The organism is Puniceibacterium antarcticum (assembly GCF_002760615.1).
Classification (GTDB): domain Bacteria; phylum Pseudomonadota; class Alphaproteobacteria; order Rhodobacterales; family Rhodobacteraceae; genus Puniceibacterium; species Puniceibacterium antarcticum.
On sequence record NZ_AWWI01000176.1, the window covers coordinates 1 to 21,378 of the forward strand.

20 protein-coding genes and 1 pseudogene are annotated in these 21,378 nt (G+C 61.8%); 15 read left to right on the forward strand and 6 right to left on the reverse strand.

Translation table 11 applies throughout. The annotated features are described in order from the left end of the window. Positions 1-216, forward strand: a pseudogene (locus tag P775_RS24250) (FAD-dependent oxidoreductase); the annotation flags it as partial. 4 nt (positions 217-220) lie between these two features. On the opposite strand, the gene pdxR reads toward P775_RS24250, so the two are convergent. Further along, positions 221-1,675, reverse strand: coding sequence for a MocR-like pyridoxine biosynthesis transcription factor PdxR (gene pdxR / locus P775_RS24255; protein WP_099913398.1), 1,455 nt, complete (start codon positions 1,673-1,675; stop codon positions 221-223). Between the two features lie 148 nt (positions 1,676-1,823). Here pdxR and P775_RS24260 point away from each other — a divergent pair, with 148 nt between their 5' ends. Further along, entirely contained in the window at positions 1,824-2,609 is a 786-nt protein-coding gene (locus P775_RS24260) for an MBL fold metallo-hydrolase (protein WP_099913399.1), read from the forward strand. A 226-nt stretch (positions 2,610-2,835) separates the two neighbouring features. On the opposite strand, the gene P775_RS24265 is transcribed toward P775_RS24260, so the two are convergent. The 3 genes from P775_RS24265 to doeA all read right to left on the reverse strand — a co-directional run bounded on the left by P775_RS24265 (position 2,836) and on the right by doeA (position 5,904). Then, complete coding sequence (locus P775_RS24265; protein ID WP_099913400.1) at positions 2,836-3,480, reverse strand: GntR family transcriptional regulator; 645 nt, start codon at positions 3,478-3,480, stop codon at positions 2,836-2,838. Continuing rightward, positions 3,477-4,637, reverse strand: a complete 1,161-nt coding sequence (gene argE / locus P775_RS24270) for an acetylornithine deacetylase (RefSeq protein WP_099913401.1) — start codon at positions 4,635-4,637, stop codon at positions 3,477-3,479. The genes P775_RS24265 and argE overlap by 4 nt, the downstream gene beginning before the upstream one ends. A 70-nt stretch (positions 4,638-4,707) precedes the next feature. Then, complete coding sequence (gene doeA / locus P775_RS24275; RefSeq protein ID WP_099913402.1) at positions 4,708-5,904, reverse strand: ectoine hydrolase DoeA; 1,197 nt, start codon at positions 5,902-5,904, stop codon at positions 4,708-4,710. Positions 5,905-6,365: 461 nt separating this feature from the next. On the opposite strand from doeA, the gene P775_RS24280 reads away from it, so the two are divergent. The 6 genes from P775_RS24280 to P775_RS24305 all read left to right on the forward strand — a co-directional run bounded on the left by P775_RS24280 (position 6,366) and on the right by P775_RS24305 (position 13,319). Then, positions 6,366-7,457 carry an ABC transporter ATP-binding protein gene (locus tag P775_RS24280; RefSeq protein ID WP_099913403.1) on the forward strand — a complete coding sequence of 364 codons (1,092 nt, stop codon included), beginning with the start codon at positions 6,366-6,368 and terminating at the stop codon, positions 7,455-7,457. 123 nt (positions 7,458-7,580) lie between these two features. Beyond that, positions 7,581-8,675, forward strand: a complete 1,095-nt coding sequence (locus tag P775_RS24285; RefSeq protein ID WP_099913404.1) for an extracellular solute-binding protein — start codon at positions 7,581-7,583, stop codon at positions 8,673-8,675. Positions 8,676-8,773: 98 nt separating this feature from the next. After that, on the forward strand, positions 8,774-9,061 hold the full coding sequence (locus P775_RS24290; protein WP_099913405.1) for a DUF1330 domain-containing protein: 288 nt from the start codon (positions 8,774-8,776) through the stop codon (positions 9,059-9,061). A 1-nt stretch (position 9,062) separates the two neighbouring features. Beyond that, positions 9,063-10,745 carry an ABC transporter permease gene (locus P775_RS24295; RefSeq protein WP_099913406.1) on the forward strand — a complete coding sequence of 561 codons (1,683 nt, stop codon included), beginning with the start codon at positions 9,063-9,065 and terminating at the stop codon, positions 10,743-10,745. A gap of 5 nt (positions 10,746-10,750) precedes the next feature. Then, positions 10,751-11,941, forward strand: coding sequence for an ABC transporter permease (locus P775_RS24300; protein WP_099913407.1), 1,191 nt, complete (start codon positions 10,751-10,753; stop codon positions 11,939-11,941). Between the two features lie 130 nt (positions 11,942-12,071). Then, on the forward strand, positions 12,072-13,319 hold the full coding sequence (locus P775_RS24305) for a PAS domain-containing protein (RefSeq protein ID WP_099913408.1): 1,248 nt from the start codon (positions 12,072-12,074) through the stop codon (positions 13,317-13,319). A gap of 47 nt (positions 13,320-13,366) precedes the next feature. Here the strand turns inward: P775_RS24305 and P775_RS24310 are convergent, their stop codons facing one another. Then, the gene (locus tag P775_RS24310) at positions 13,367-14,236 is read right to left on the reverse strand and encodes a branched-chain amino acid aminotransferase (RefSeq protein ID WP_099913409.1); all 870 of its coding nucleotides are present in this window, start codon (positions 14,234-14,236) and stop codon (positions 13,367-13,369) included. A gap of 180 nt (positions 14,237-14,416) precedes the next feature. Between P775_RS24310 and P775_RS24315 the strand changes: the two genes are divergently transcribed. From P775_RS24315 to dxs, 6 genes are read left to right on the forward strand one after another with little or no spacing between them, the layout of a single operon-like run. Next, entirely contained in the window at positions 14,417-14,929 is a 513-nt protein-coding gene (locus tag P775_RS24315; RefSeq protein ID WP_099913491.1) for a MarR family winged helix-turn-helix transcriptional regulator, read from the forward strand. After that, complete coding sequence (locus P775_RS24320; RefSeq protein WP_099913410.1) at positions 14,926-15,627, forward strand: response regulator; 702 nt, start codon at positions 14,926-14,928, stop codon at positions 15,625-15,627. Before P775_RS24315 ends, P775_RS24320 begins: the two co-directional genes overlap by 4 nt. Before the next feature lie 36 nt (positions 15,628-15,663). Beyond that, positions 15,664-16,587 (forward strand): histone deacetylase family protein, encoded by a 924-nt coding sequence (locus tag P775_RS24325; protein WP_099913411.1) that lies wholly within the window; start codon positions 15,664-15,666, stop codon positions 16,585-16,587. After that, positions 16,584-16,826, forward strand: coding sequence for an exodeoxyribonuclease VII small subunit (locus tag P775_RS24330; protein ID WP_099913412.1), 243 nt, complete (start codon positions 16,584-16,586; stop codon positions 16,824-16,826). The genes P775_RS24325 and P775_RS24330 overlap by 4 nt, the downstream gene beginning before the upstream one ends. Positions 16,827-16,829: 3 nt before the next feature. After that, entirely contained in the window at positions 16,830-17,696 is an 867-nt protein-coding gene (locus P775_RS24335; RefSeq protein ID WP_425439933.1) for a polyprenyl synthetase family protein, read from the forward strand. A gap of 31 nt (positions 17,697-17,727) precedes the next feature. Next, the gene (gene dxs / locus P775_RS24340) at positions 17,728-19,653 is read left to right on the forward strand and encodes a 1-deoxy-D-xylulose-5-phosphate synthase (RefSeq protein WP_099913413.1); all 1,926 of its coding nucleotides are present in this window, start codon (positions 17,728-17,730) and stop codon (positions 19,651-19,653) included. A 57-nt stretch (positions 19,654-19,710) separates the two neighbouring features. Here dxs and P775_RS24345 read toward each other — a convergent pair whose 3' ends face one another. After that, on the reverse strand, positions 19,711-20,592 hold the full coding sequence (locus P775_RS24345; protein WP_099913414.1) for an SDR family oxidoreductase: 882 nt from the start codon (positions 20,590-20,592) through the stop codon (positions 19,711-19,713). A 260-nt stretch (positions 20,593-20,852) separates the two neighbouring features. Here P775_RS24345 and P775_RS24350 point away from each other — a divergent pair, with 260 nt between their 5' ends. Continuing rightward, the gene (locus P775_RS24350; RefSeq protein ID WP_099913415.1) at positions 20,853-21,338 is read left to right on the forward strand and encodes a lytic transglycosylase domain-containing protein; all 486 of its coding nucleotides are present in this window, start codon (positions 20,853-20,855) and stop codon (positions 21,336-21,338) included. Positions 21,339-21,378: the final 40 nt, after the last annotated feature.

Below are 21,378 nucleotides of genomic sequence, written 5' to 3' on the forward strand. Positions count from 1 at the left end.
GAGGTGGTGGAGCGCTGGGCCGGAGTGCGGCCCCGGGCGCGCAGCCGGGCGCCGATGCTGGGGGGCTGGCCGGACAGGGACGGGCATTTCGTCGCCAACGGGGGGTTCAAAATCGGCTTTGGCATGGCGCCCAAGGTGGGTGAGGTCATGGCGGATCTGGTGCTCGACGGGCGGGATGGCGTGCCCGAGGGGTTCCGGGTGGGATCTTCGTTTTAGGAGATCAGCGCAGGGCGGCGGCGATCAGGGCGATGCCGTCCGCGATGCGGTTCAGCGGGATTGAGCTGTAGGCGAGGCGGTAGAAATTCCGCGGCACTTCGGTCCCGCTGAAGAACGGCGCGCCGGGTTCGATCAGCACCTCCTGGGCATCCAGCCGCCCGGCGAGTTCGGTGGTGTCCACATGGGGCGGCGCCTGCATCCAGAAGCTGGACCCGCCATAGGCACCGCGCCCGGCGATGGTCAGCCCGTGCTGGGCGATGGCGGTTTCCATCACCTGCCTGCGTTCGGTGAGTGCGCGGGCCGAGCGGCGGATGAGCGCGTCGTAATGGCCGAGCCGCAGGAAATGCGCCGCCGTGCGCTGGATATGCCCCGGCGGATGGCGCAGGACCGAGGCGCGCAGGGCCCGCGCCTCGGCGATGAAATCAGCGCTGCCGACGAGGTAGCCAAGGCGCAGGCCGGGAAAGAGCGATTTGGAAAAGCTGCCGACGTAGATCACGCGCCCGTCCTGATCGAGGCTTTTGAGGGCCGGCATGGGGGGCTGGAGATAAGACATCTCGAATTCGTAATCATCCTCGACAATCAGCGCATCGAGGGCGCGGGCGCGATCCAGCAGGGCGTTGCGGCGGGCCAGCGGCATGGTGCCCGAGGTCGGGCATTGATGGCTGGGAGTGGTGAATATGACGTCGGTGTCATCGGGCAGCGCGTCGGGCGGCAACCCGTCCTGATCCACGTCGATTGGGGCAAGGCGGCAGCGTGACTGGCCGAGGATGTCGCGCAGCGCGTGATAACAGGGGTTTTCGACGGCAGCGAGGCGGCGCTGGTTCAGCAACACCTGCGTGGTGAGCCAGAGCGCGTTCTGCGCGCCGAGGGTGATGAGGATTTCGGAGGGCGCGGCGCTGATGCCCCGGCGGGGCAGGGTGTGGCGCGCGATGAAGGCGACCAGATCGGGGTCATCCTGATCGTAATAGTCGCGGGTCAGGGCGCTGAAATCCTTGGCCCCCAGCGCCTGCATGGCGCAGAGCCGCCAGTTGGCATGATCAAACAGCGCCGGGTCGGTCTGGCCATAGATAAAGGGATAGCGGTAGCGCGCCCAGTCCTGCGGTTTGACCGGCGTGGCGCCGCCGGTGAACCGGGTGGCGATGGCACGCGACCAGTCGACGCTGTCTTTGCGCTGCGGGGGCTGGGCAAAGCGGGGCGGCTCGGGCGCATTGTCCGAGACATAATAGCCCGATCGGCCCCTGGAGCTGAGGTAGTCATTGGCGAGCAGTTCGGTATAGGCCAGCGTCACGGTGATGCGGCTGACGCCGAGGTGGGTGGCCAGGCCCCGGGTCGAGGGCAGCTTTTCCCCGCGCCGGAAGCGGCCCGACAGGATGCCCTCGGCCACCATCTGCTGGATGCGGGCCTGAAGCGTGCCCTGCGAGGGGGCGCTGAGGAAAAAGGTTTCGACGGGGATGGCCATGGGGCGACGGTAGACTGGTCTTATGGGCTGCGCAATCTGGACTGGTTGCGGGTTTGTGCCGCTGCAGGGAAACCTTTGCGTGAGAGGATTTGAAACCTCGGCCCGGCAGTCTAGTTAGAGATTTAACAGCAATGACGGGAGTAGATCCATGACACCGACACGCCGCGTTTTCCTGCACTCCGCCGCCATGGCCGCAGGTGCCGTGACCTTTATGCCCTATGCCGCCCGCGCTGCGGCCCATGCGGGGGATGTTTACCCCACCAGTGCGGGTGAGATCACCGTGCATCCTGTCGAACATGCCTCTTTCGTGATGGAAACGCCGGTGGGGGTGATTTATGTCGACCCGGTTGGCGCCGCGTCGCTGTACGAGGGTCTGCCGCCAGCGGACATGATCTTGATCACCCATGAACATGGCGACCATTACAATGCCGAGACGCTGGCCGCGCTGATGGGAGCGAACACCAGCCTTTTGACCAACCCGGCGGTGTTCGGCATGCTGCCCGAGGATCTGAAGGCGAAGGCGAGCCAGATCGCCAATGGCGAAAGCACCGAGATCAACGGCCTGCCGATCGATGCGATCCCGGCCTATAACATCACCGAGGGGCGCGAGAATTTCCACCCCATGGGCCGCGACAATGGCTATGTGCTGAGCTTCGAGGGCTTCCGGGTCTATATCTCGGGCGATACCGAGGACACGCCGGAGATGCGCGCGCTCGAGAATATCGACTTGGCGTTCCTGTGCATGAACCTGCCCTTTACCATGGATGCCGAAGCGGCGGCGTCCGCCGTCGCGGAATTCAAGCCGAGCTATGTCTATCCCTACCACTTTCGCGGGCGCGACGGCGGCACGCAGGACCCCGAGGCGTTTGCGTCGATGGTGGGTGATGCTGTCGAGGTCAAGATCGCCAACTGGTATCCCGACGGCATGGGCTGAGCCTGTTTCCGCATGGAGCCTTTTTGCATGTCCCGGGGGTTGCCCCGGGACATTTGCGTTTCGCGGGATCGGGTGGTGAAAAAGGGGGCGCTGCCCCCGTCGTCTTTCAGACGCCTCCCCCGGGATATTTGAGGACAGGTGAGGCGGAGGCTGGTCCCGTGCTTCTTCTCTTTTTCAAATACGCCCGCCGGAGGCGATCCTGCAGATAGCCACAGGCGCCGGTGGGTCAGAAGCTGGACAGGCGCTGAAAGCTCATGGAGATATGGGCGCGGCGGATCAGGGCGGCGGCGTGCAGGTCGTTTGCGATCAGCGCGCTGCGGGTCTGGCGCATTTCGTCGAGGAAAATGGCGCATTCTTCTGCCAGATCCATGTGCGGGATCGCCTTGAGCCAGATGCGGGCGGTGCGGTAATAGAGCCGCTCGGCGGTGTCGCGCAGGGCGTCATTGCCGCTGAGTGACAGGCCGAAGCTGTGGTAGGCCATGTTGAGTTCGGCGAAGGCGCGCGGGTCCGGTCGGGCCACGAGGACCTCGCCCCGGGCCACGAACTCTGTGATCTCTGTCAGGATGTCCGCGGTGACGGGCAGGGGGGAGAGGGTGCCGGTGAGCTGCGCGAGTTCCAGACGCAGGGCGTAGGTCTGGGACAACTCGCCGATAGACACGTCAGTCACCAGCGTGCCGACGCCGTGGCGGGAGATCACCAGCCCCTCATCCTCGAGCCGGGCAAGGGCGCGGCGCAGGGGGGTGCGGGAGGTGCCGAAGTCCTGCGCCAGCGATTCCTCGGACAGGCGGGTGCCGGGGGGGTAGTCGAGCAGGCAGATGCGGCTGCGCAATTCCGTATAAAGGCGCAGGTGGCGCGAAGTCGCCTCGCTCATGCGGCGCAGCTTTGGCCCAGACCTTCGAGCATGGTGAGGCAGTCCTGCAGCTGGGCGCGGCTGAGGTATTCGTCGGGCTTGTGCGCCTGCGCGATCGAGCCGGGGCCGCAGACCACGGCGGACATGCCGAGCTGCTGGAACAGGCCTGCTTCGGTGTTGAAGGGCACCACATCTGCCGTTTCGCAGCCGGTGAGTGCGGCGATGAGGGTGCGGGCCATGTTGACCTCCATCGGTTCCAGCCCGACCACTTCGCCGATCACCTGGGTCGAGATATCAGCGCGGGGGCTGACGGCGCGCATGGCGGGCAGCAGGTCGGTTTCGATATAGGCTTCGAGCATTTCCTTCATGAATTCGGAATCGCCATACTGGACCGGGCGCATTTCCCATTCCAGTTCCGCCTTGCCGGGGATGACGTTATGGGCGTGGCCGCCTTGCAGTTTGCCGATGTTCATCGTCGTCCAGGGCGGATCAAAGCGGGAGTCGCGGGGCGCGCGGCCTTTCAGTTCCTCAGCCAGTTCCATGAGGCGGGTGGCGTATTTCACCGCATAAGCGACGGCGTTCACGCCGCGGTCGGGGTTCGATCCGTGCCCTTCGAGGCCGGTGAAACGGGTGGTGTATTCGCAGCAGCCCTTGTGACCTTCGATGATGCGCATCTCGGTCGGTTCGCCAATGATGGCGATGGAGGGTTTGAAGCCGCGTTTCTGAAGCTCGGGGACAAGGGATTTGGCGCCGACGCAGCCGGTTTCCTCGTCATGGGTAAAGCAGAAATGGATCGGGCGGCGCAGGGTGTGGGCGCTGAAGGGTTTTGCCATGGCGATGGTGGCGGCGATGAAACCCTTCATGTCGCAGGTGCCGCGCCCCATGAGGAAATCGCCGCGTTCGGACAGTTCGAAAGGGTCGGTGGACCAGTCCTGATCCGTCACCGGCACCACATCGGAATGACCCGACAGGACAACGCCGCCTTCGATATCCGGGCCGAGGGTGGCGAAGAGATTCGCCTTTTTGCCGGTCGCGTCGTGGAAGAGATCGACGCGGGCGCCGGCATCTTCGAGCAGGGTTGCCATATGGGCCATCATCTCGACATTGGGATCAATGGAGACGGTGGGAAAGGCGATGAGATCGGCAAGGATCGCTTCGGTCTGGGTCAGGAGGTTCATTTTTACCTTTGTCTGGTTTGAGCGGCGCTGGGCGGGGTCGCGACCCCTTTGCAGGGGACGCGTGTGGCTGTCAGTCCTTGATGAACATCTTGCGGGGGCGGTTGCAGAAGGTTTCGGCCGCGCCATCCTCTTTGATCACGATGGATTCGGTGATTTCAAGTCCCCAGTCCGCCATCCAGAGGCCGGGCATGAAGTGGAAGGTCATGCCGGGTTCGAGCACGGTTTCATCTTCGGCGCGCAGAGAGATGGTGCGCTCGCCCCAGTCGGGCGGATAGCTCAGACCGATGGGATAGCCGCAGCGGGCGCCGCGTTCGATCCCGGCGGATTCGAGCGGAGCGGCAAGGGCATTGGCGATGTCGCAGGCCCGGTTGCCGGCGCGGGCGACCTCTAGTCCCGCCTCAAGGCCTTCGACCAGCGCGGCCTCGGCGCGGATGAAGATGTCCGAAGGCTGGCCGAGGAAGATCGTGCGGCAGAAGGGGACGTGGTAGCGGCGGTAGCAGCCGGCGATTTCAAAGAACGTCGCTTCGCCCTTTTTGAAGGGTTCGCCGTCCCATGTCAGGTGAGGCGCCGCAGCGTCCGAGCCGGAGGGCAGCAGCGGCACGATGGCGGCGTAATCGCCCCAGTGGCCGTCAGCCCCCATGATCGCATCGCGCTGAACCTCGGCCACGACTTCGTTCTTGGGCACGCCGGGTTCGACGCGTTCCAGAAGGCCATCCACCATCTTTTCCGAGATCTTGGCGGCGCGGCGCATGAACACCAGCTCTTCTTCGGACTTGATGCCACGCTGCCAGTTCACGAGGGCGGTGGCGTCGATCAGCGTGGCGTTGGGCAGTTCGGCGGCAAGGGTCATGTAGGCCTTGGCCGAGAAGTAGTAATTGTCGAGCTCGACACCGATGCGCATCTTGTCCAGCCCCATGCCGATCAGGCGCTGAGCGAGATCCTGCATCGGGTGGCGTTCGGTCGATTGCACATAGTTGTCGGCATAGCCGATGCAGCGGTCATCGCCCATCCAGACGGTGCGGATCGCGCCGTTGCTGTCCTGATTGCGGCCCCACCAGACGGGATCGGCATCAGGCAGCACCAAGACGCCCTGATGCACGTAGAAAGACCAGCCGTCATAGCCGGTGAGCCAGGCCATGTTGGACGGATCGGTGACCCAGAGTAGGTCGACACCGGCCCGCTCCATGGCGGCGCGGGTCTTTGCCAGACGGCGTTTGTATTCGCCATCCGAGAAGGGGAGGTCTTTTTCAAAACGGTGGTTGAGCATCGTTTGTCCTTGAAGAAAATGTGACGCAGATGACTCCTTGGTGCCTTAAGGTGCACAACTTGACCCCAAGAAAAACGACATGGCTCTGACGCTCTTGTGCTACCCGCTTATTTTCTTGGCGAAGATTGGCCGATCCGGGACAGATATCTTGCGAGTTGTGCACAACTTGTCACCATCGAGAGGTACAAGCGGTGGGTGATTCTGTTTGCGCCGTGCCCCGCGCTGAGCGCCGTCAACCACGGGGCCCCCGGTTTGGTGACGGGCTGAAAGCACCTGTTTCCCCCATGATCAGGGTGTTTTGGCTGCGAAGTGCGGAAAATCTGACCATATGACCTGTTGTGCCCGGAATTTCGTCAGAAATCCCGCTAGGCAGTTGCAAGACGGGCGGTCACGGGGTTTAGTTCTGTTCATGACAGCGGAACCAATCCGCGGAACAAACAGGGAGCCAGTCTTTGACAGATATGGCAAAGCAAGATGCGTTCGTAGCTTTCGAACGCGTACAAAAGAGCTATGACGGTGAGACACTTGTCGTCAAGGATCTCAACCTGAGCATGCCCAAGGGCGAGTTCCTGACCATGCTTGGACCGTCCGGGTCGGGCAAGACGACGTGCCTGATGATGCTGGCTGGGTTCGAGACCGCCACACATGGCGCGATCAAGCTGGATGGTGTTTCGATCAATGACATCTCGCCGCACAAGCGCGGCATCGGCATGGTGTTCCAGAACTATGCCCTTTTCCCCCATATGACCGTGGCCGAAAACCTGTCCTTCCCGCTGGAAGTGCGCAAGATGGGCAAGTCGGACCGCGAGGCCAAGATCAAACGCGCCCTGGACATGGTGCAGATGGGCAATTTTGCCGGTCGCCGCCCCACCCAATTGTCCGGTGGGCAGCAGCAGCGAATCGCCCTTGCGCGGGCGCTGGTGTTCGAACCGGAACTGGTTCTGATGGATGAACCGCTTGGCGCGCTGGACAAGCAGCTGCGTGAAACACTGCAGTTTGAAATCACGCGGCTGGCGCATGATCTGGGCATCACTGTGGTCTACGTGACCCATGACCAGACCGAGGCGCTGACCATGTCGGACCGCGTTGCGGTGTTCGACGATGGCCGCATTCAGCAGCTTGCCCCGCCCGATGAGTTGTATGAAAAGCCGCAGAACAGTTTTGTCGCCCAGTTCATCGGCGAAAACAACGCGCTGGACGGTACTGTCCAGGAAGTCCGAGGGAATCGCTGCACCGTGCGGCTGGAGAGCGGCGATGTGATCGACGCGCTGCCGGTCAACGTGAGCAAACCCGGCGACAAGACGCGTGTGTCGATCCGACCCGAACGTGTCGAATTCAACCCCGAACTTGGCCCGGATGCCCATACGCTTGAGGCCGAAGTGCTTGAGTTCGTCTATATGGGTGATGTGTTCCGCACGCGGCTGCGGGTGGCGGGGCGCGATGATTTTGTCGTCAAGACCCGCAACCGCGCCGATCAGGTCCGGCTTCGCCCCGGCGAGAAGGTCAAGATCGGCTGGCTGCCCGAGGATTGCCGCGCGCTAGACGCGACATAGATTTCACCGCTTATCGTGCTGTTGGGCCCCAAGGGCACGACGGAACGGTGAACAATAGGGTCCGGCCCTGTTTGCCCGTCACCCGGACCCCTAACTGCAAACGGGCAGTGTAGGGAGACTGCAATGAATTTCACAAAGACACTTCTTGCGACCACGGCGCTGACCGTCGTCGCGGGTGGCGCATTCGCGCAAGAGATGGCCAACAGCATGACAATCGTCAGCTGGGGCGGGGCCTATCAGAACAGCCAGCAGAAGGCCTATTCCGAGCCCTATGTTGCCATGCACCCCGAGGTTTCCGTGACCTGGGACGAAAGCAGCAACGAGGCTGTGGCCAAGCTGCGCGCCATGAACGAAGCCGGCAACATCACCTGGGATCTGGTCGACGTCGTTGCGGCGGATGCCATTCGTCTGTGTGACGAAGGTCTGGCGATGGAATATGATCCCGAAGAGCTGCTCGCCCCCGGCGACGACGGGTCCTCGGCTGCGGATGACTTTGGTGATCTGATCGTGTCCGACTGCTATATCCCGCAGATCGTGTATTCGACCACGTTCGGCTATCGCACCGACATGGTTCCCGAAGGTGTCGAGCCTCCGAGCCAGATCTGCGATGTGTTCGACCTGGATAAATACCCGGGCAAGCGCGCGCTGGAAAAGCGTCCGATCAACAACATGGAATGGGCGCTGCTGTGTGACGGCGTGGCCAAGGACGAAGTCTATGACGTTCTGGAAACCGCTGCAGGCCAGGATCAGGCACTGGCCAAGCTCGACACCATCAAGGACAGCGTGATCTGGTGGTCGGCCGGTGCGGATACGCCCCAGCTGCTGGCGGATGGTGAAGTGTTCATGGGGTCGACCTATAACGGTCGTCTCTATTCGGTGATTGAAGAGCAGAACCAGCCCGTCGCCATGATGTGGGACGCACAGGTGTTCGACCTTGACGGCTGGATCATCCCGACCGGTCTGCCCGAAGACCGTCTGGCGCGCGTGAAGGATTTCGTCAAATACGCGACCGACACCAAGCGTCTGGCCGATCAGGCCAATTACATCTCTTACGGTCCGGCACGCGCCTCTTCCGCGCCGCTGGTTCCCGAGGACATGAAGCAGCACATGCCGACCGATCCGGCCAATGCCGAGAACACCTTCCTCTACAACTACAGCTTCTGGGCTGATTATCGCGACGATATCGACGCGAAGTTCCAGTCCTGGCTGGCGCAGTAACTCCCGCTTTGGCGGGGTGATCCCCGCCCTGCGGCAAAGACTTCCGGCGGCCCTGATGCGGGGCCGCCGGACCAGAATAAAAAACGGGGGACCGGGCAATGCCCAAGGGCTATATTATTGGCCATGTCACGGTGAACGATGCCGAGGCCTATCAGGAGTATATCCGGCGTGACACGCCGATATTCGAGAGCTTTGGCGGACGGTTCCTTGTCCGTGGCGGAGAGTCAGAGACCCCCGAGGGCGAGACGCAGGAGCGTCACGTCGTCATAGAATTCCCGGATTTCGAGGCTGCGAAACGCGCCTACAACGACCCTGCCTATCAGGAGGTCGCAGAGATCCGACGCAAATCCGCAACCAGTACAATCATTCTTGCTGAGGGGGTGTAACATGAGCGATGCAACAGCCGGAGCCGCCCCCGGGCACAAGAAGGCCAGCGCCGCCAAGGCCGCCGAAAAGCCAGGCCCCATGGTGGATGCCGAAGGGCGCCCGCTGAAGGAAAGCCTGAACCGGTCCCTGCGCCTGCAGAAGATGCGCGCACTGATGCTGATCGCGCCGCTGCTGATCTTTGTGCTTTTGACCTTCATCGCGCCGATCGCCGATATGCTGTTCCGTTCGGTGCAGAACGGCATCGTGTCCGAAACGCTGCCGCGCACCACCCACCGGCTGGCCGACTGGGATGCGACCACCGGCGATCTGCCTGATGAGGCTGTCTATGAGGGCCTGTATTACGATCTTTTCATTGCTGCCGAGCGCAAGCTGCACACGCGGCTTGGGTCGCGGCTGAACTATGAGATGACCGGCATGTCATCGCTGTTCCGCCAGTCGGGCCGCAGTCTGGATGACATCGGCGATGTCTATTTCGACCAGTTCAAGGATCTGGATCCAAACTGGGATGAGGCAATGCCTTGGGCCGAACTGTTGGGTGACCCCGAATGGATCGCAGAGATGCAGGCTTGGGATGAGGACAGTGGCGAGACCATGCCGACCTTTGAACTGGCCGACGGGATTTCGGATCTGCTGCCGCTGACCGCAGAGACCTATTCCGCCTTTGCCGATTACGTGCAGAGCGAAGACGGGGACAGCCCGCTGCAGGAAGAGCCTTGGGTTCTTGTCCACACGGCGCTGTATCAGGATCTGATGGCAAAGGACGTTTCGGGATATAATGGTCCTCAGGCGGCGATGCTGAAGGCCGCAGATGCCGCCGTGGGCGGGTTCGAAAGCGTCACCTTCAAAGACGGTATGGAAGGCGTCGACGGGGACTGGCTGGATCACCCGACCTGGGAGACCATCCAGATGTACAGCCCCGAATTCACCAACGGCTATTTCCTGAACGCCGTGGACATGCAGAAGACGCCGGACGGCCCCGCGATGCGGGACGATGATCAGCGGATCTATGGCCTGCTGTTCAAGCGCACGATGTTCATGTCGCTGATGATCACTGGCAGCTGTATCCTTCTGGGCTATCCCATCGCCTGGCTGCTGTCGAATGTGCGGGTACGCACCGCGAACCTGTTGCTGATCCTTGTTCTGCTGCCGTTCTGGACCTCGCTTCTGGTGCGCACCTCGGCCTGGAAGGTGATGCTGCAACAGCAGGGGGTGATCAACGATGTGCTGGTCTGGCTGGGTCTGATTGCGGATGATTCACGGCTTGTGATGATCAACAACCAGTTCGGGACCATCGTGGCGATGACGCATATCCTGCTGCCTTTCATGATCCTGCCGCTGTATTCGGTGATGCAGACCATTCCGCCAACCTATCTTCGGGCGGCGAAATCGCTGGGGGCCACCAACTGGACCGCCTTCTGGCGGGTCTATTTCCCGCAGTCGGTGCCGGGCATCGGCGCGGGGTCCATCCTCGTGTTTATCCTGTCCATCGGCTATTACATCACGCCTGAAATCGTCGGCGGGACCACGGGGACATTTATTTCGAACCGGATCGCCTATCACATATCGTCCTCTCTGAACTGGGGCCTTGCGGCCGCGCTGGGGACGATCCTGTTGGCCTTGGTTCTGGGGCTGTACTACGCCTATGACAAGATTGTCGGCATCGACAACGTGAAGCTGGGGTAAACAACATGTCCGACGTCATTCTGACCGACATCAAGAAGAAACCGCTGAGCTTTACGCTGCCTGTGGTGGGGGCCGCCGGTGCGTTTGCCGGGCTGTTCGTGGGCACGGCGCAGGGATCGGGCCTGTTGGGGATCGTGATCGGTGGGCTTCTGCTGGCCGCCATCGCCTATCTTGTGATCGAGGTTCTGAATCACACCCAGGAGCGGAAGGCGAAATACGGCATCCTCGCCCTGTTCCTGCTTGCCGGCTATCTGTTCGGCGGCTTGCCCGGGCTGGTCGTGGGCGGGCTGTTCGGCTGGTTCTTCAGCTGGTTCGTCTACTGGGTGGGCGAAGGGCGCTATCGTGCCAAGCTGCCGCCTTACCTCACTTCGGGGCAGGTTCTGTGGCATTTCAGTTTTCGGGTGCTCTGTGGTGCGATCTTCGTCTTTCTGATCACGCCGATCCTTGTGGTCATGCCGCTCAGCTTCAACGCCGAGAACTTCTTTACCTTCACGCCCGAAATGCTGCATTTCGATCCGGCCGGTTACAGCCTGCGCCACTATCGCAACTTCTTCAATTCGAACGAATGGCAGTCGGCGCTGAAGAATTCGCTGATGATCGCCCCGGCGGCGACGATCCTGTCGGTCAGCTTTGGCACGCTTGCGGCCATCGGGCTGAGCCAGCCGCATGTGCCGTTCCGCCGGGCGATCATGGCGATCCTGATCTCTCCGATGATTGTGCCGTTGATCATCTCGGCGGCGGGCATGTATTTCTTTTATTCGCGCATCGGGCTGCAGGGCACCTATCTGGGCGTCATTCTGGCGCATGCCGCGCTGGGCATCCCGTTTGTGATCATCACCGTGACGGCGACGCTTGTGGGGTTTGACCGCTCTTTGACCCGGGCGGCGGCGAACATGGGGGCCAATCCGGTCACCACCTTCTTTCGGGTGCAGATGCCGCTGATCCTGCCCGGTGTGATTTCGGGGGGGCTGTTTGCCTTTATCACCTCTTTCGATGAGGTTGTTGTGGTCCTGTTCGTCGGATCCGCCAACCAGCAGACGCTGCCCTGGCAGATGTTCACCGGGTTGCGAGAACAGATCAGCCCGACGATTCTGGCGGTTGCGACGATTCTGGTGGGGGTGTCGATCTGCCTGCTGACGGTTGTCGAGATCCTGCGCCGCAGGTCCGAACGCCTGCGCGGGATGAGCCCGGGCTGACCCAAACCAGCCTTTGCGAGCCAAAAATGCGGCTCCGGGTGATACCCGGGGCCGCGTTCATGATTTGGCAAGGGTATTTGGCGAAGGTCGCCGGGACGATGTCCCCTCCAGCGCATGGAAAGCCCCCCGTATGACCCAGATGGATCCGAACCTTGTGACCCAGGCCCGCACGACGATACCGAGCGAGGTGCCGTTCGACATTAAGGACATCTTCTTTTCACGGACTGACAAGCGTGGCGTGATCCTGTCTGCGAATGGGTTGTTTCAGCGGATTTCCGGCTTTGATTGGTCCGAACTGCTCGGCTCGCCCCACAAGCTCGTCCGCCATCCTGATATGCCCAAGGCAATGTTCCACCTGATGTGGGAGATGCTCAAGGAGGAAAAGGCCGTGGGGGCATATGTCAAGAACCGGTCCAAGGACGGGCGGTATTACTGGGTCTTTGCGGGTGCTGCGCCGACGAAGGAAGGGTTTCTTTCTGTTCGGATCAAACCGACCAGTCCGATGCTTGATAAGATCAAGGTTGTCTATGCCGAAATCTGCGCAGCAGAAGCCAAGGGCATGAAAGCCGAGGAATCCGCAAAAGAACTTTTGCGGAAACTCAAGAAAATTGGCTATGATTCCTATAGTGTTTTTCAGGGTCATGCGCTGGCGAACGAAATGAACGAACGCACGCGGCGTCTGGGTCTGGCCCAGGAACAAGTGGCCAAGCGTTTCCAGATGATGACCGAGGCGGTCGATTCCATCCAAACCGAAACCGGTGAAATGACGGTTGCCTTCAAGGCGATCCGCACAGTACCGATGAACATGCGCATCCTTGCCTCGCGGCTGGAAAATGCAGGGGGTCCGATCTCGGCTATTTCGGTGAACTACGGATCAATGCTGGACGAAATGGCAACCTGGGTGCGGGACTTTGTCGAGGGACCCGAAAGCACCTTTGCCCGCATACGCGATGCCATTCTGCATGGTCAGTTCCTTGCCAGTCTGGCTGCATTGCAGCGCGAGATGATCCAGAAGTTCGGGAGAACATCTGACGGCATAGCGGAGGAGATCGATGTCGCGTCCGAAACCGCCATATTGGCGGAACAGGCCGCATTTTACAAACGCGAGGCTTCTTCTGCGTTGCATATTGTTGAGGTGGAGGCGGCGCGCCTGTCGCGCAGCGTGCTGGACATGAAACGTTATGTGACGGGACTAAGCTCGACCCGCATGATGTGTAAGATCGAAAGTGCGGCTCTGTCGGAAACGGGAGATGCCTTGGGCGGTATCGTGAGTCAGCTTGACGCCTGTCAGGACGAAATTGAATCACGGCTTGCCAAGATTGTCGAGCTGAACACGGTCATTCAGAGCAATACCACCATGCTACGCGCCCTGGAATAAGGCGGGCCAGAGCCCGCCTTGAGGTTTTACGCAAAGGTGGCAGCGGATCAGCTGCGCACCAGCTTTTCATAAGCTTCAGAGATTTCGCGCGTCATGGCGCCAACTTCGAAGGTGTAGTCGCCAATCTGTCCGACGGGCGTGACCTCGGCTGCCGTGCCGGTCAGCCAGCACTGCTGAAATCCTTCCATCTCTTCGGGCATGATGTGACGCTCGTGGACAACAATGTTGCGCTCTTTCAGCATTTCGATGACCGTTTGACGGGTCAGGCCGTTGAGGAAGCAATCGGGCAGGGGTGTGTGCACCTCGCCATCCTTGACGAAAAAGATGTTCGCACCAGTCGCTTCGGCCACATAGCCGCGATAATCCATGAACAGCGCATCTGAACATCCCTTTGCCTCGGCTGCGTGCTTTGAGGTGGTGCAGATCATGTAGAGACCTGCAGCCTTGGCATGAACGGGGATCGTTTCGGGCGAGGGACGTTTCCATTTCGAGATGTCGAGCTTGGCGCCCTTCATCTTGGCATCGCCATAGTAATTGCCCCAGGCCCAGGCCGCGATTGCCACCCGCACCGGGTTGCGCGCCGAGGAGACACCCATGTCTTCGCCCGCGCCGCGCCAAGCGAAGGCCCGGACATAAGCGTCGGTGAAGCCGTTGGCCTCGAGCACCGCTGTCTTGGCAGCTTCGATCTCATCCACCGAATAGGGGATTTCGAAATCAAGGCAGCTGGCGGAATAATGAAGGCGTTCGGAATGCTGCCGTGATTTGAAAATCTTGCCGTTGTAGCACCGCTCGCCTTCGAACACCGAACTTGCATAGTGCAGCGCGTGGGTCAGCACATGCACCTGCGCGGAACGCCAGTCCACCAGAGTTCCATCCATCCAGATCTTGCCGTCTCGGTCGTCATAAGCCCCGGTCATTGCTTTCGCTCCTTGCTCGCAATTTTCCGTTTGTTGCGCAGAAAAGGTCCGTTTCGAACATAAAATTGCGCAAAAACTGCGATTCGCTACCAGTTCAGACTTGGAATGTCAACAAGGCTGACTTAAAGTGCACCGGAGCCTGACATTGCTCGAATATTGAACGACGTAGCGGGGATGATCATGGCAGAGCTGCACAGCGCACAATCGCATGGGGGCGAATCGCTTCTTTTTCTGACGGATGAGCAGCTGCGTCAGGGGATCGAGGCGATGTTCTTTGCCTATCGTGGCTTCACCGCAGACCCTGATCTGATCCTGCAAGAGCTGTCCTATGGCCGCGCCCATCATCGCGCGATCCATTTCATCAGCTGCGCGCAGGGCACGACGGTGAACAATCTGCTGGCCATTCTGGGCGTGACCAAGCAATCCTTGAACCGGGTGCTGCGGACGCTGATCGCGGACGGGCTGGTGGAAAGCCGAGTCGGACGGATGGACAAACGTGAGCGGCACCTGTTTCTGACCGATGCGGGGCTGGCGCTGGAACAGCGGCTGTCGGATGCGCAAAGGTCACGGATGCGGGCGGCTTTTCGACAGGTTGGCCCCGAAGCGGTTGCGGGGTTTCGCAAGGTTCTGGAGGCGATGATGGATACCGAAATGCAACGGCAGTACAGGGCGCTGCGGGAGGGACGGGGATGAGTGGTCCCGACGCGCACCTTCTGATTGTCGATGACGATGAACGCATCCGTGGACTGTTGCAGAAATTTCTGGTGCGTCAGGGATTTATGGTTACGGCAGCCCGGGATGCGGGCCATGCGCGGCGTATCCTGCTAGGGCTGGATTTCGACATGATCGTGCTGGATGTGATGATGCCGGGCGAGGATGGCGTGAGCCTGACCCGTTCCATCCGCGACAAGAGTGACACGCCGATCCTGTTGCTGACGGCAAAGTCGGAAACTGATGACCGGATTGCGGGCCTTGAGGCGGGGGCCGATGATTATCTGGCCAAGCCGTTCGAACCCAAGGAGCTGCTGCTGCGGATCAACGCGATCCTGCGGCGCATGCCCGATGTGTCACAGAAAGAGGCGGCGCCGAAGCTGCTGACGCTGGGGCCGATCCGCTATGACATCGAGCGGGGCGAGATGTGGCGTGGCGAGGATCTGGTGCGGCTGACCGCAACAGAGAGCCAGTTGATGAAGATCTTTGCCATGCAACCCGGAGAGGCGGTGAGCCGCAGCAAGCTGGTCGAGGATCTGGGCCGTGATCATGGGCAAAGCCAGGAACGCGCGGTAGATGTGCAGATCACCCGCCTGCGGCGCAAGATCGAGAGTGATCCGAAACAACCGCGCTATCTGCAGACGGTGCGGGGATCGGGCTATATGCTGGCGCCGGACTGAACTGCGCCCCCGCGCGAATTTCTGAGACTGGATACCATGACTGCACTGATCACCCATGCCGAATGCCTGACCCATGTCACCCCGGACGGCCACCCGGAGCGGGCGGCGCGGCTGGAACATGTCCTGCACGCGCTGGAAACCTTGCCGCTGAAGCGGGTCACGGCACCGCTCGCCAGTGACGAGGATCTGCGGCGGGTGCATCCGCAGCACTACATCGACCGGCTGGAAGAGAATGTGCCGGACCGGCGTTTGCATCAGATCGACGGGGACACCTGGCTGTCGCCCGGGTCGATGAACGCCGCACGACGTGGGGCCGGTGCGGTGCTGCGCGCGGTGGATATGGTGCTGGGCGGCGAGGTGCGCAATGCGTTTTGCGCCATTCGCCCGCCGGGGCATCATGCGGAAACCGCCAAGGCGATGGGGTTCTGCCTGTTCGGCAATGCGGCGCTGGCGGCGAAATATGCGTTGGATCATCATGGGCTTGCCCGTGTGGCTGTCGTGGATTTTGACGTGCACCACGGCAATGGCACGCAGGATCTGCTGTGGGATGAGCCGCGCGCACTGACCATCACCAGCCATCAGATGCCGCTTTGGCCCGGCTCCGGCAGGCCCGAGGAGCAGGGCGGGCATCACAACGTGCTGAACCTGCCGCTGCCGCCGGAAAGCACCGGGGCCGATATGCGTCTGGTCTATGAAACCCGGGTGTTTGACCGGTTGCGCGGTTTCAAGCCGGAACTGATCATCCTGTCCGCCGGCTTCGACGCGCACGAGGATGATCCGCTGGCTCAGCTGAACTGGAGCACCGGCGATTTCCGCTGGCTGACGGCAGAGCTTTGCAAGCTTGCGGCAGAGCTGTGCGGGGGGCGCGTGGTCTCGACACTCGAAGGCGGCTATGATCTTGAGGCGCTGAGCGCGGGCGCAAGGGCCCATGTCGAGGAATTGTTGGAGGCAGCGAAATGAGCGAAACCCCGGTAGACAAGATGAGCTTTGAGCAGGCCATGGCCGAGCTGGAGCAGGTGGTTGGCCAGCTGGAACGCGGCGATGTCGCGCTTGAGGAATCGATCAAGCTGTATGAGCGCGGGGCCGCGTTGAAGAAACGCTGCGAGGCCAAGCTGAAAGAGGCCGAGGAAAAAGTTGCCGCCATCACGCTGGACGGCGATGGCAACCCCAAGGGTGTGACGCCGGTCGAAGGGCTCTGACCTTTGTTCCGCGACGATCTGATTGCCGACGGGGCGACGATTCAGGCCGGATTCGATGCGCTGTTCGCGGGCTACCCGGACCTGCCGGTGGTGCAGGGGATGCGCTATGCGACCCATGGCGGCAAGCGGTTACGCGGGTTTCTGGTGCTGGAAACGGCGCGGTTGCACGGGGTTGATCCGGTGCGTGCGCTGATGCCCGCGCTCGCCATTGAATCGATCCACGCCTACAGTCTTGTGCATGATGACATGCCCTGCATGGATAATGACGCCCTGCGCCGGGGTCTGCCCACGGTGCATGTGAAATGGGACGAGGGCACGGCGCTGCTGGTGGGCGATGCCTTGCAGGCGCTGGGGTTCGAGCTGGTCACACGGCCTGATGTTGGCCCGGCGGAGGTGCGCGCCGATCTCGCGCTCAGCCTTGCGCGGGCCAGTGGGGCGCAGGGGATGGTTCTGGGTCAGGCGCTTGATATCGCGGCGGAATCTGCTGATACGCCCCTGACCCTGCCCGAGATCACCGCCCTGCAGCAGGGCAAGACGGGCGCGCTGATCGTCTGGGCGGCTGAGGCCGGGGCGCGTCTGGGGCAGGGTGATACGCAGCCTTTGCGGAGCTATGCCGAAGCGTTGGGGTTGGCCTTTCAGATCGCCGACGATGTGCTGGACGTGACCGGTGACGCGGCGATGGTGGGCAAAGCCGTGGGCAAGGATGCGGCGGCGGGCAAGGCGACGTTCGTGTCGCTGCTGGGGCTGGACGGTGCGCAGAGGCGTGCGGCCGAGCTGGTGGACAGGGCCTGTGACGCGCTATCTGTTTACGGCGACGGGGCAGAAAACTTGAAGCAGGCGGCGCGCTTCGTTATCTCACGCCAGAACTGAGACGGCGGAGCGCCGCCAAGAAGGAGACGCCATGTCGTCGCGACCGAACACACCGCTGCTGGACCGCGTCCAGTCCCCTGCCGACATGACGCATCTGTCGGACGGTGATCTGCGACGTCTGGCCGATGAGCTGCGGGCCGAAACCATTTCCGCCGTGTCGGAAACCGGTGGGCATCTGGGCGCGGGTCTGGGGGTGGTCGAGCTGACCGTGGCGCTGCACGCGATCTTTGACGCGCCGCGTGACAAGATCATCTGGGATGTCAGCCACCAATCCTATCCCCACAAGATCCTGACCGGGCGTCGCGACCGCATCCGTACCCTGCGGATGAAGGATGGGCTGAGCGGGTTCACCAAGCGGTCTGAATCGCCGTATGACCCGTTTGGCGCGGCACATTCCTCGACCTCGATCAGTGCCGCGCTTGGCTTTGCCGTGGCGCGGGATCTGGGTGGCGCCTGTGACACCGGACATGGCGATGCGATTGCGGTGATCGGGGACGGCGCGATGTCGGCCGGCATGGCCTTTGAGGCGATGAACAATGCGGGCCATCTGAAAAAGCGGTTGATCGTCATCCTGAACGACAATGAGATGTCCATCGCTCCGCCGGTGGGGGCGATGTCATCCTATCTGTCGCGGCTGTATGCCGAGGCCCCGTTCCATGATCTCAAGGCCGCTGCCAAGGGCGCGGTGAGTTTCCTGCCCGGTCCGTTCCGCGAAGGGGCGAAGCGCGCCAAGGAGATGCTCAAGGGCATGGCGATTGGCGGCACGCTGTTCGAAGAGCTGGGGTTTTCCTATATCGGACCGATTGATGGCCATGATCTGGACCAGTTGCTGCCGGTGCTGCGCACGGTCAAGGCGCGGGCCACGGGGCCGATCCTGATCCATGTGCTGACCAAAAAGGGCAAAGGCTATGCCCCGGCGGAAGAGGCGATGGACAAGGGCCACGCCACGGCCAAGTTCAACGTGCTGACGGGCGAGCAGAAAAAGGCGGCGTCGAACGCGCCGTCCTATACTTCGGTCTTTGGCAAGTCGCTGGCGGCGCTGGCGGCGGATGATCCGCGTATTTGTGCAGTGACGGCGGCAATGCCGGATGGGACGGGGTTGAACCTGTTCGCCGAACGCTACCCGAGCCGGTGTTTCGATGTCGGTATTGCCGAACAGCATGGCGTGACCTTTGCTGCCGGTCTGGCGGCGGGGGGGATGCGGCCTTTCTGCACCATGTATTCGACCTTTTTGCAGCGCGGCTATGATCAGGTGGTGCATGACGTCGCCATTCAACGCCTGCCGGTGCGCTTTGCCATCGACCGGGCGGGCCTTGTCGGGGCGGATGGGGCGACCCATGCGGGCAGCTATGACATTGCGTTTCTGTCGAATCTGCCGGGATTTGTTGTCATGGCGGCGGCGGATGAGGCCGAGCTGAAGCACATGGTTGCCACGGCGGCCGCGCATGATTCCGGCCCCATCGCGTTCCGCTATCCGCGTGGTGAGGGCGAAGGCGTCGAGATGCCTGAAAAGGGCGAGGTGTTGGAGATCGGCAAGGGCCGGATGATTCAAGAGGGATCGCGGGTTGCGATCCTGTCGTTCGGCACGCGTCTGGGCGAAGTGCGCCGCGCCGCCGAGGCGCTGGCCGCGCGCGGTATCACCCCCACCATCGCCGATGCCCGGTTTGCCAAGCCGCTGGACCGGGATCTGATCGTGCAACTGGCGCGGGATCACGAGGCGCTGATCACCATCGAAGAGGGCGCGATTGGCGGCTTTGGCAGCCATGTGGCGCAGTTGCTGGCGGAAGAGGGCGTGTTCGATACCGGGCTGAAATACCGGTCAATGGTGCTGCCTGATATCTTTATCGATCAGGCGAGCCCTGCGGATATGTACGCGGTGGCCCGACTGAGCGCTGCGGATATCGAGGCGAAAGTGCTTGAGGTACTGGGTGTGGCCAAACTGGAAAAGCGGGCGTAGGTCGCGCCACGCCAAGGATCAGCCCGCCCTGGCGTCAGCGTCGGGCAGGTGCCGTGATCATGGCGCGGATTGCGTATCTTTGCTGCGCATCTCTTCTTCGAGAAGCGCTTGCAGGCCTGCACGGTAGTCGGGATAGAGCAGTTCTATTCCCAACTCGGTCTTGATGCGTTCATTGGACACCCGCTTGCTTTCGGCATAAAAGCTGCGGGCCATTTCGGACATCTCGGCCTTCTTGAAATCCACCTTGGGCGGTTCGGGCAGGTGCAGCAGTTCGGCCGCGTGGGCGATCACATCCTGTGGCGGGGCGGGGTCGTTGTCGCAGACGTTGTAAACGGCACCGGGATTGGGCCGTTCGAGCGACGCGGCCAGCACCTGCGCGATATCGTCCACATGGATGCGGCTGAAGACCTGACCGCGTTTTATGATCTGGCGCGCCTGCCCTGAGCGCACCTTTTCAAAGGGGCCGCGACCGGGGCCGTAGATCCCGGCCAGACGGAAGACATGCAGCGGCAGGCCGGGGATAGCGCCCCAGGCGGCTTCAGCCTCGACCCGCTGTGCGCCGCGGTCCGTGCCTGGGGTCAGGGGCGTGGTTTCGTCCACCCAAGCGCCGTGATGATCGCCATAGACGCCGGTGGTGGACAGATAGCCGGCCCAGTACAGGTCGGGCGCATGGGCGGCGAGGGCATCGCCGATGAGGTTCAGACTTGGGTCGCCGTCTTCGTCCGGTCCTGCGGAGATCAGCAGATGGTTTGCCTGTGACAGCGCCGCTTTCAGCGCCGCTTCCTCCCACAACACGGGTTCGACCCCGGTTTCGGCTAGCGCTGCGGCTTTTTGCGGGCTGCGTGTTGTCCCGAGGATGCGCCAGCCCTGAGGCAGAAGAAGACGCGCGAGGGCGCGGGCGGAATAGCCGTGACCCAGAGAGAGCAATGTGTTTGTCATGAGCCGGAAAATGCGGCGAAGGCGGGGTCATTGCAAGCCTTGAAACCGCTTCTGACAGGGCAATCTGGGCGCGAATCACCCTTTTGACCTGCGCAAAAAACCTTTTCGAGCGGGTTAAGCGTGGGGTTTGGCCCTCATTTCGGCAGATTTGAGCGAAAATGCGCACCGCCTTGGGCGAGGAATCGCCCATGAAAAACACCGTGGGTGGCAGGAAACCCGAAGCTGTGTAGACAAAATTGTTGAACATCGCTGGAGCTGCAATGCATTCCTATTCCCGTCGTGCCGTCCTTGGCACCATCCTGATGTCGCTGGCCGCCTGTTCCAGCGGGAATGTGCCCACAGTTTCGACCCGGTCTGCGCCGCTTGAACCACCGCTTTATCCAAACGAAACCCGCGAACTGCGCAAGCTGATCAACAAATATGCCGATCTTTATCAAGTGCCGCGTCCCTTGGTGCATCGTGTTGTGACCCGCGAAAGCACATATCGCCCGGATGCGCGCAACGGACCCTATTACGGTTTGATGCAGATCCTGCCTGCCACGGCCCGGGGGATGGGGCATCGCGGCTCTGCCGGCGAGCTGCTGCAACCAGAGACCAATCTGAAATACGCGGTCAAATATCTGCGCGGTGCCTGGCTGTTGTCGAATGGCAGCTATGACGCGGCGGTGAAGTGGTATTCGCAAGGCTATTACTACGAGGCAAAGCGGCGTGGCATGCTGGTCGAGACAGGGCTGCGCAGAAGCTGAGATCACGCGTTTTGTGCCCGGACCCTCTCCTGCAGGGGCG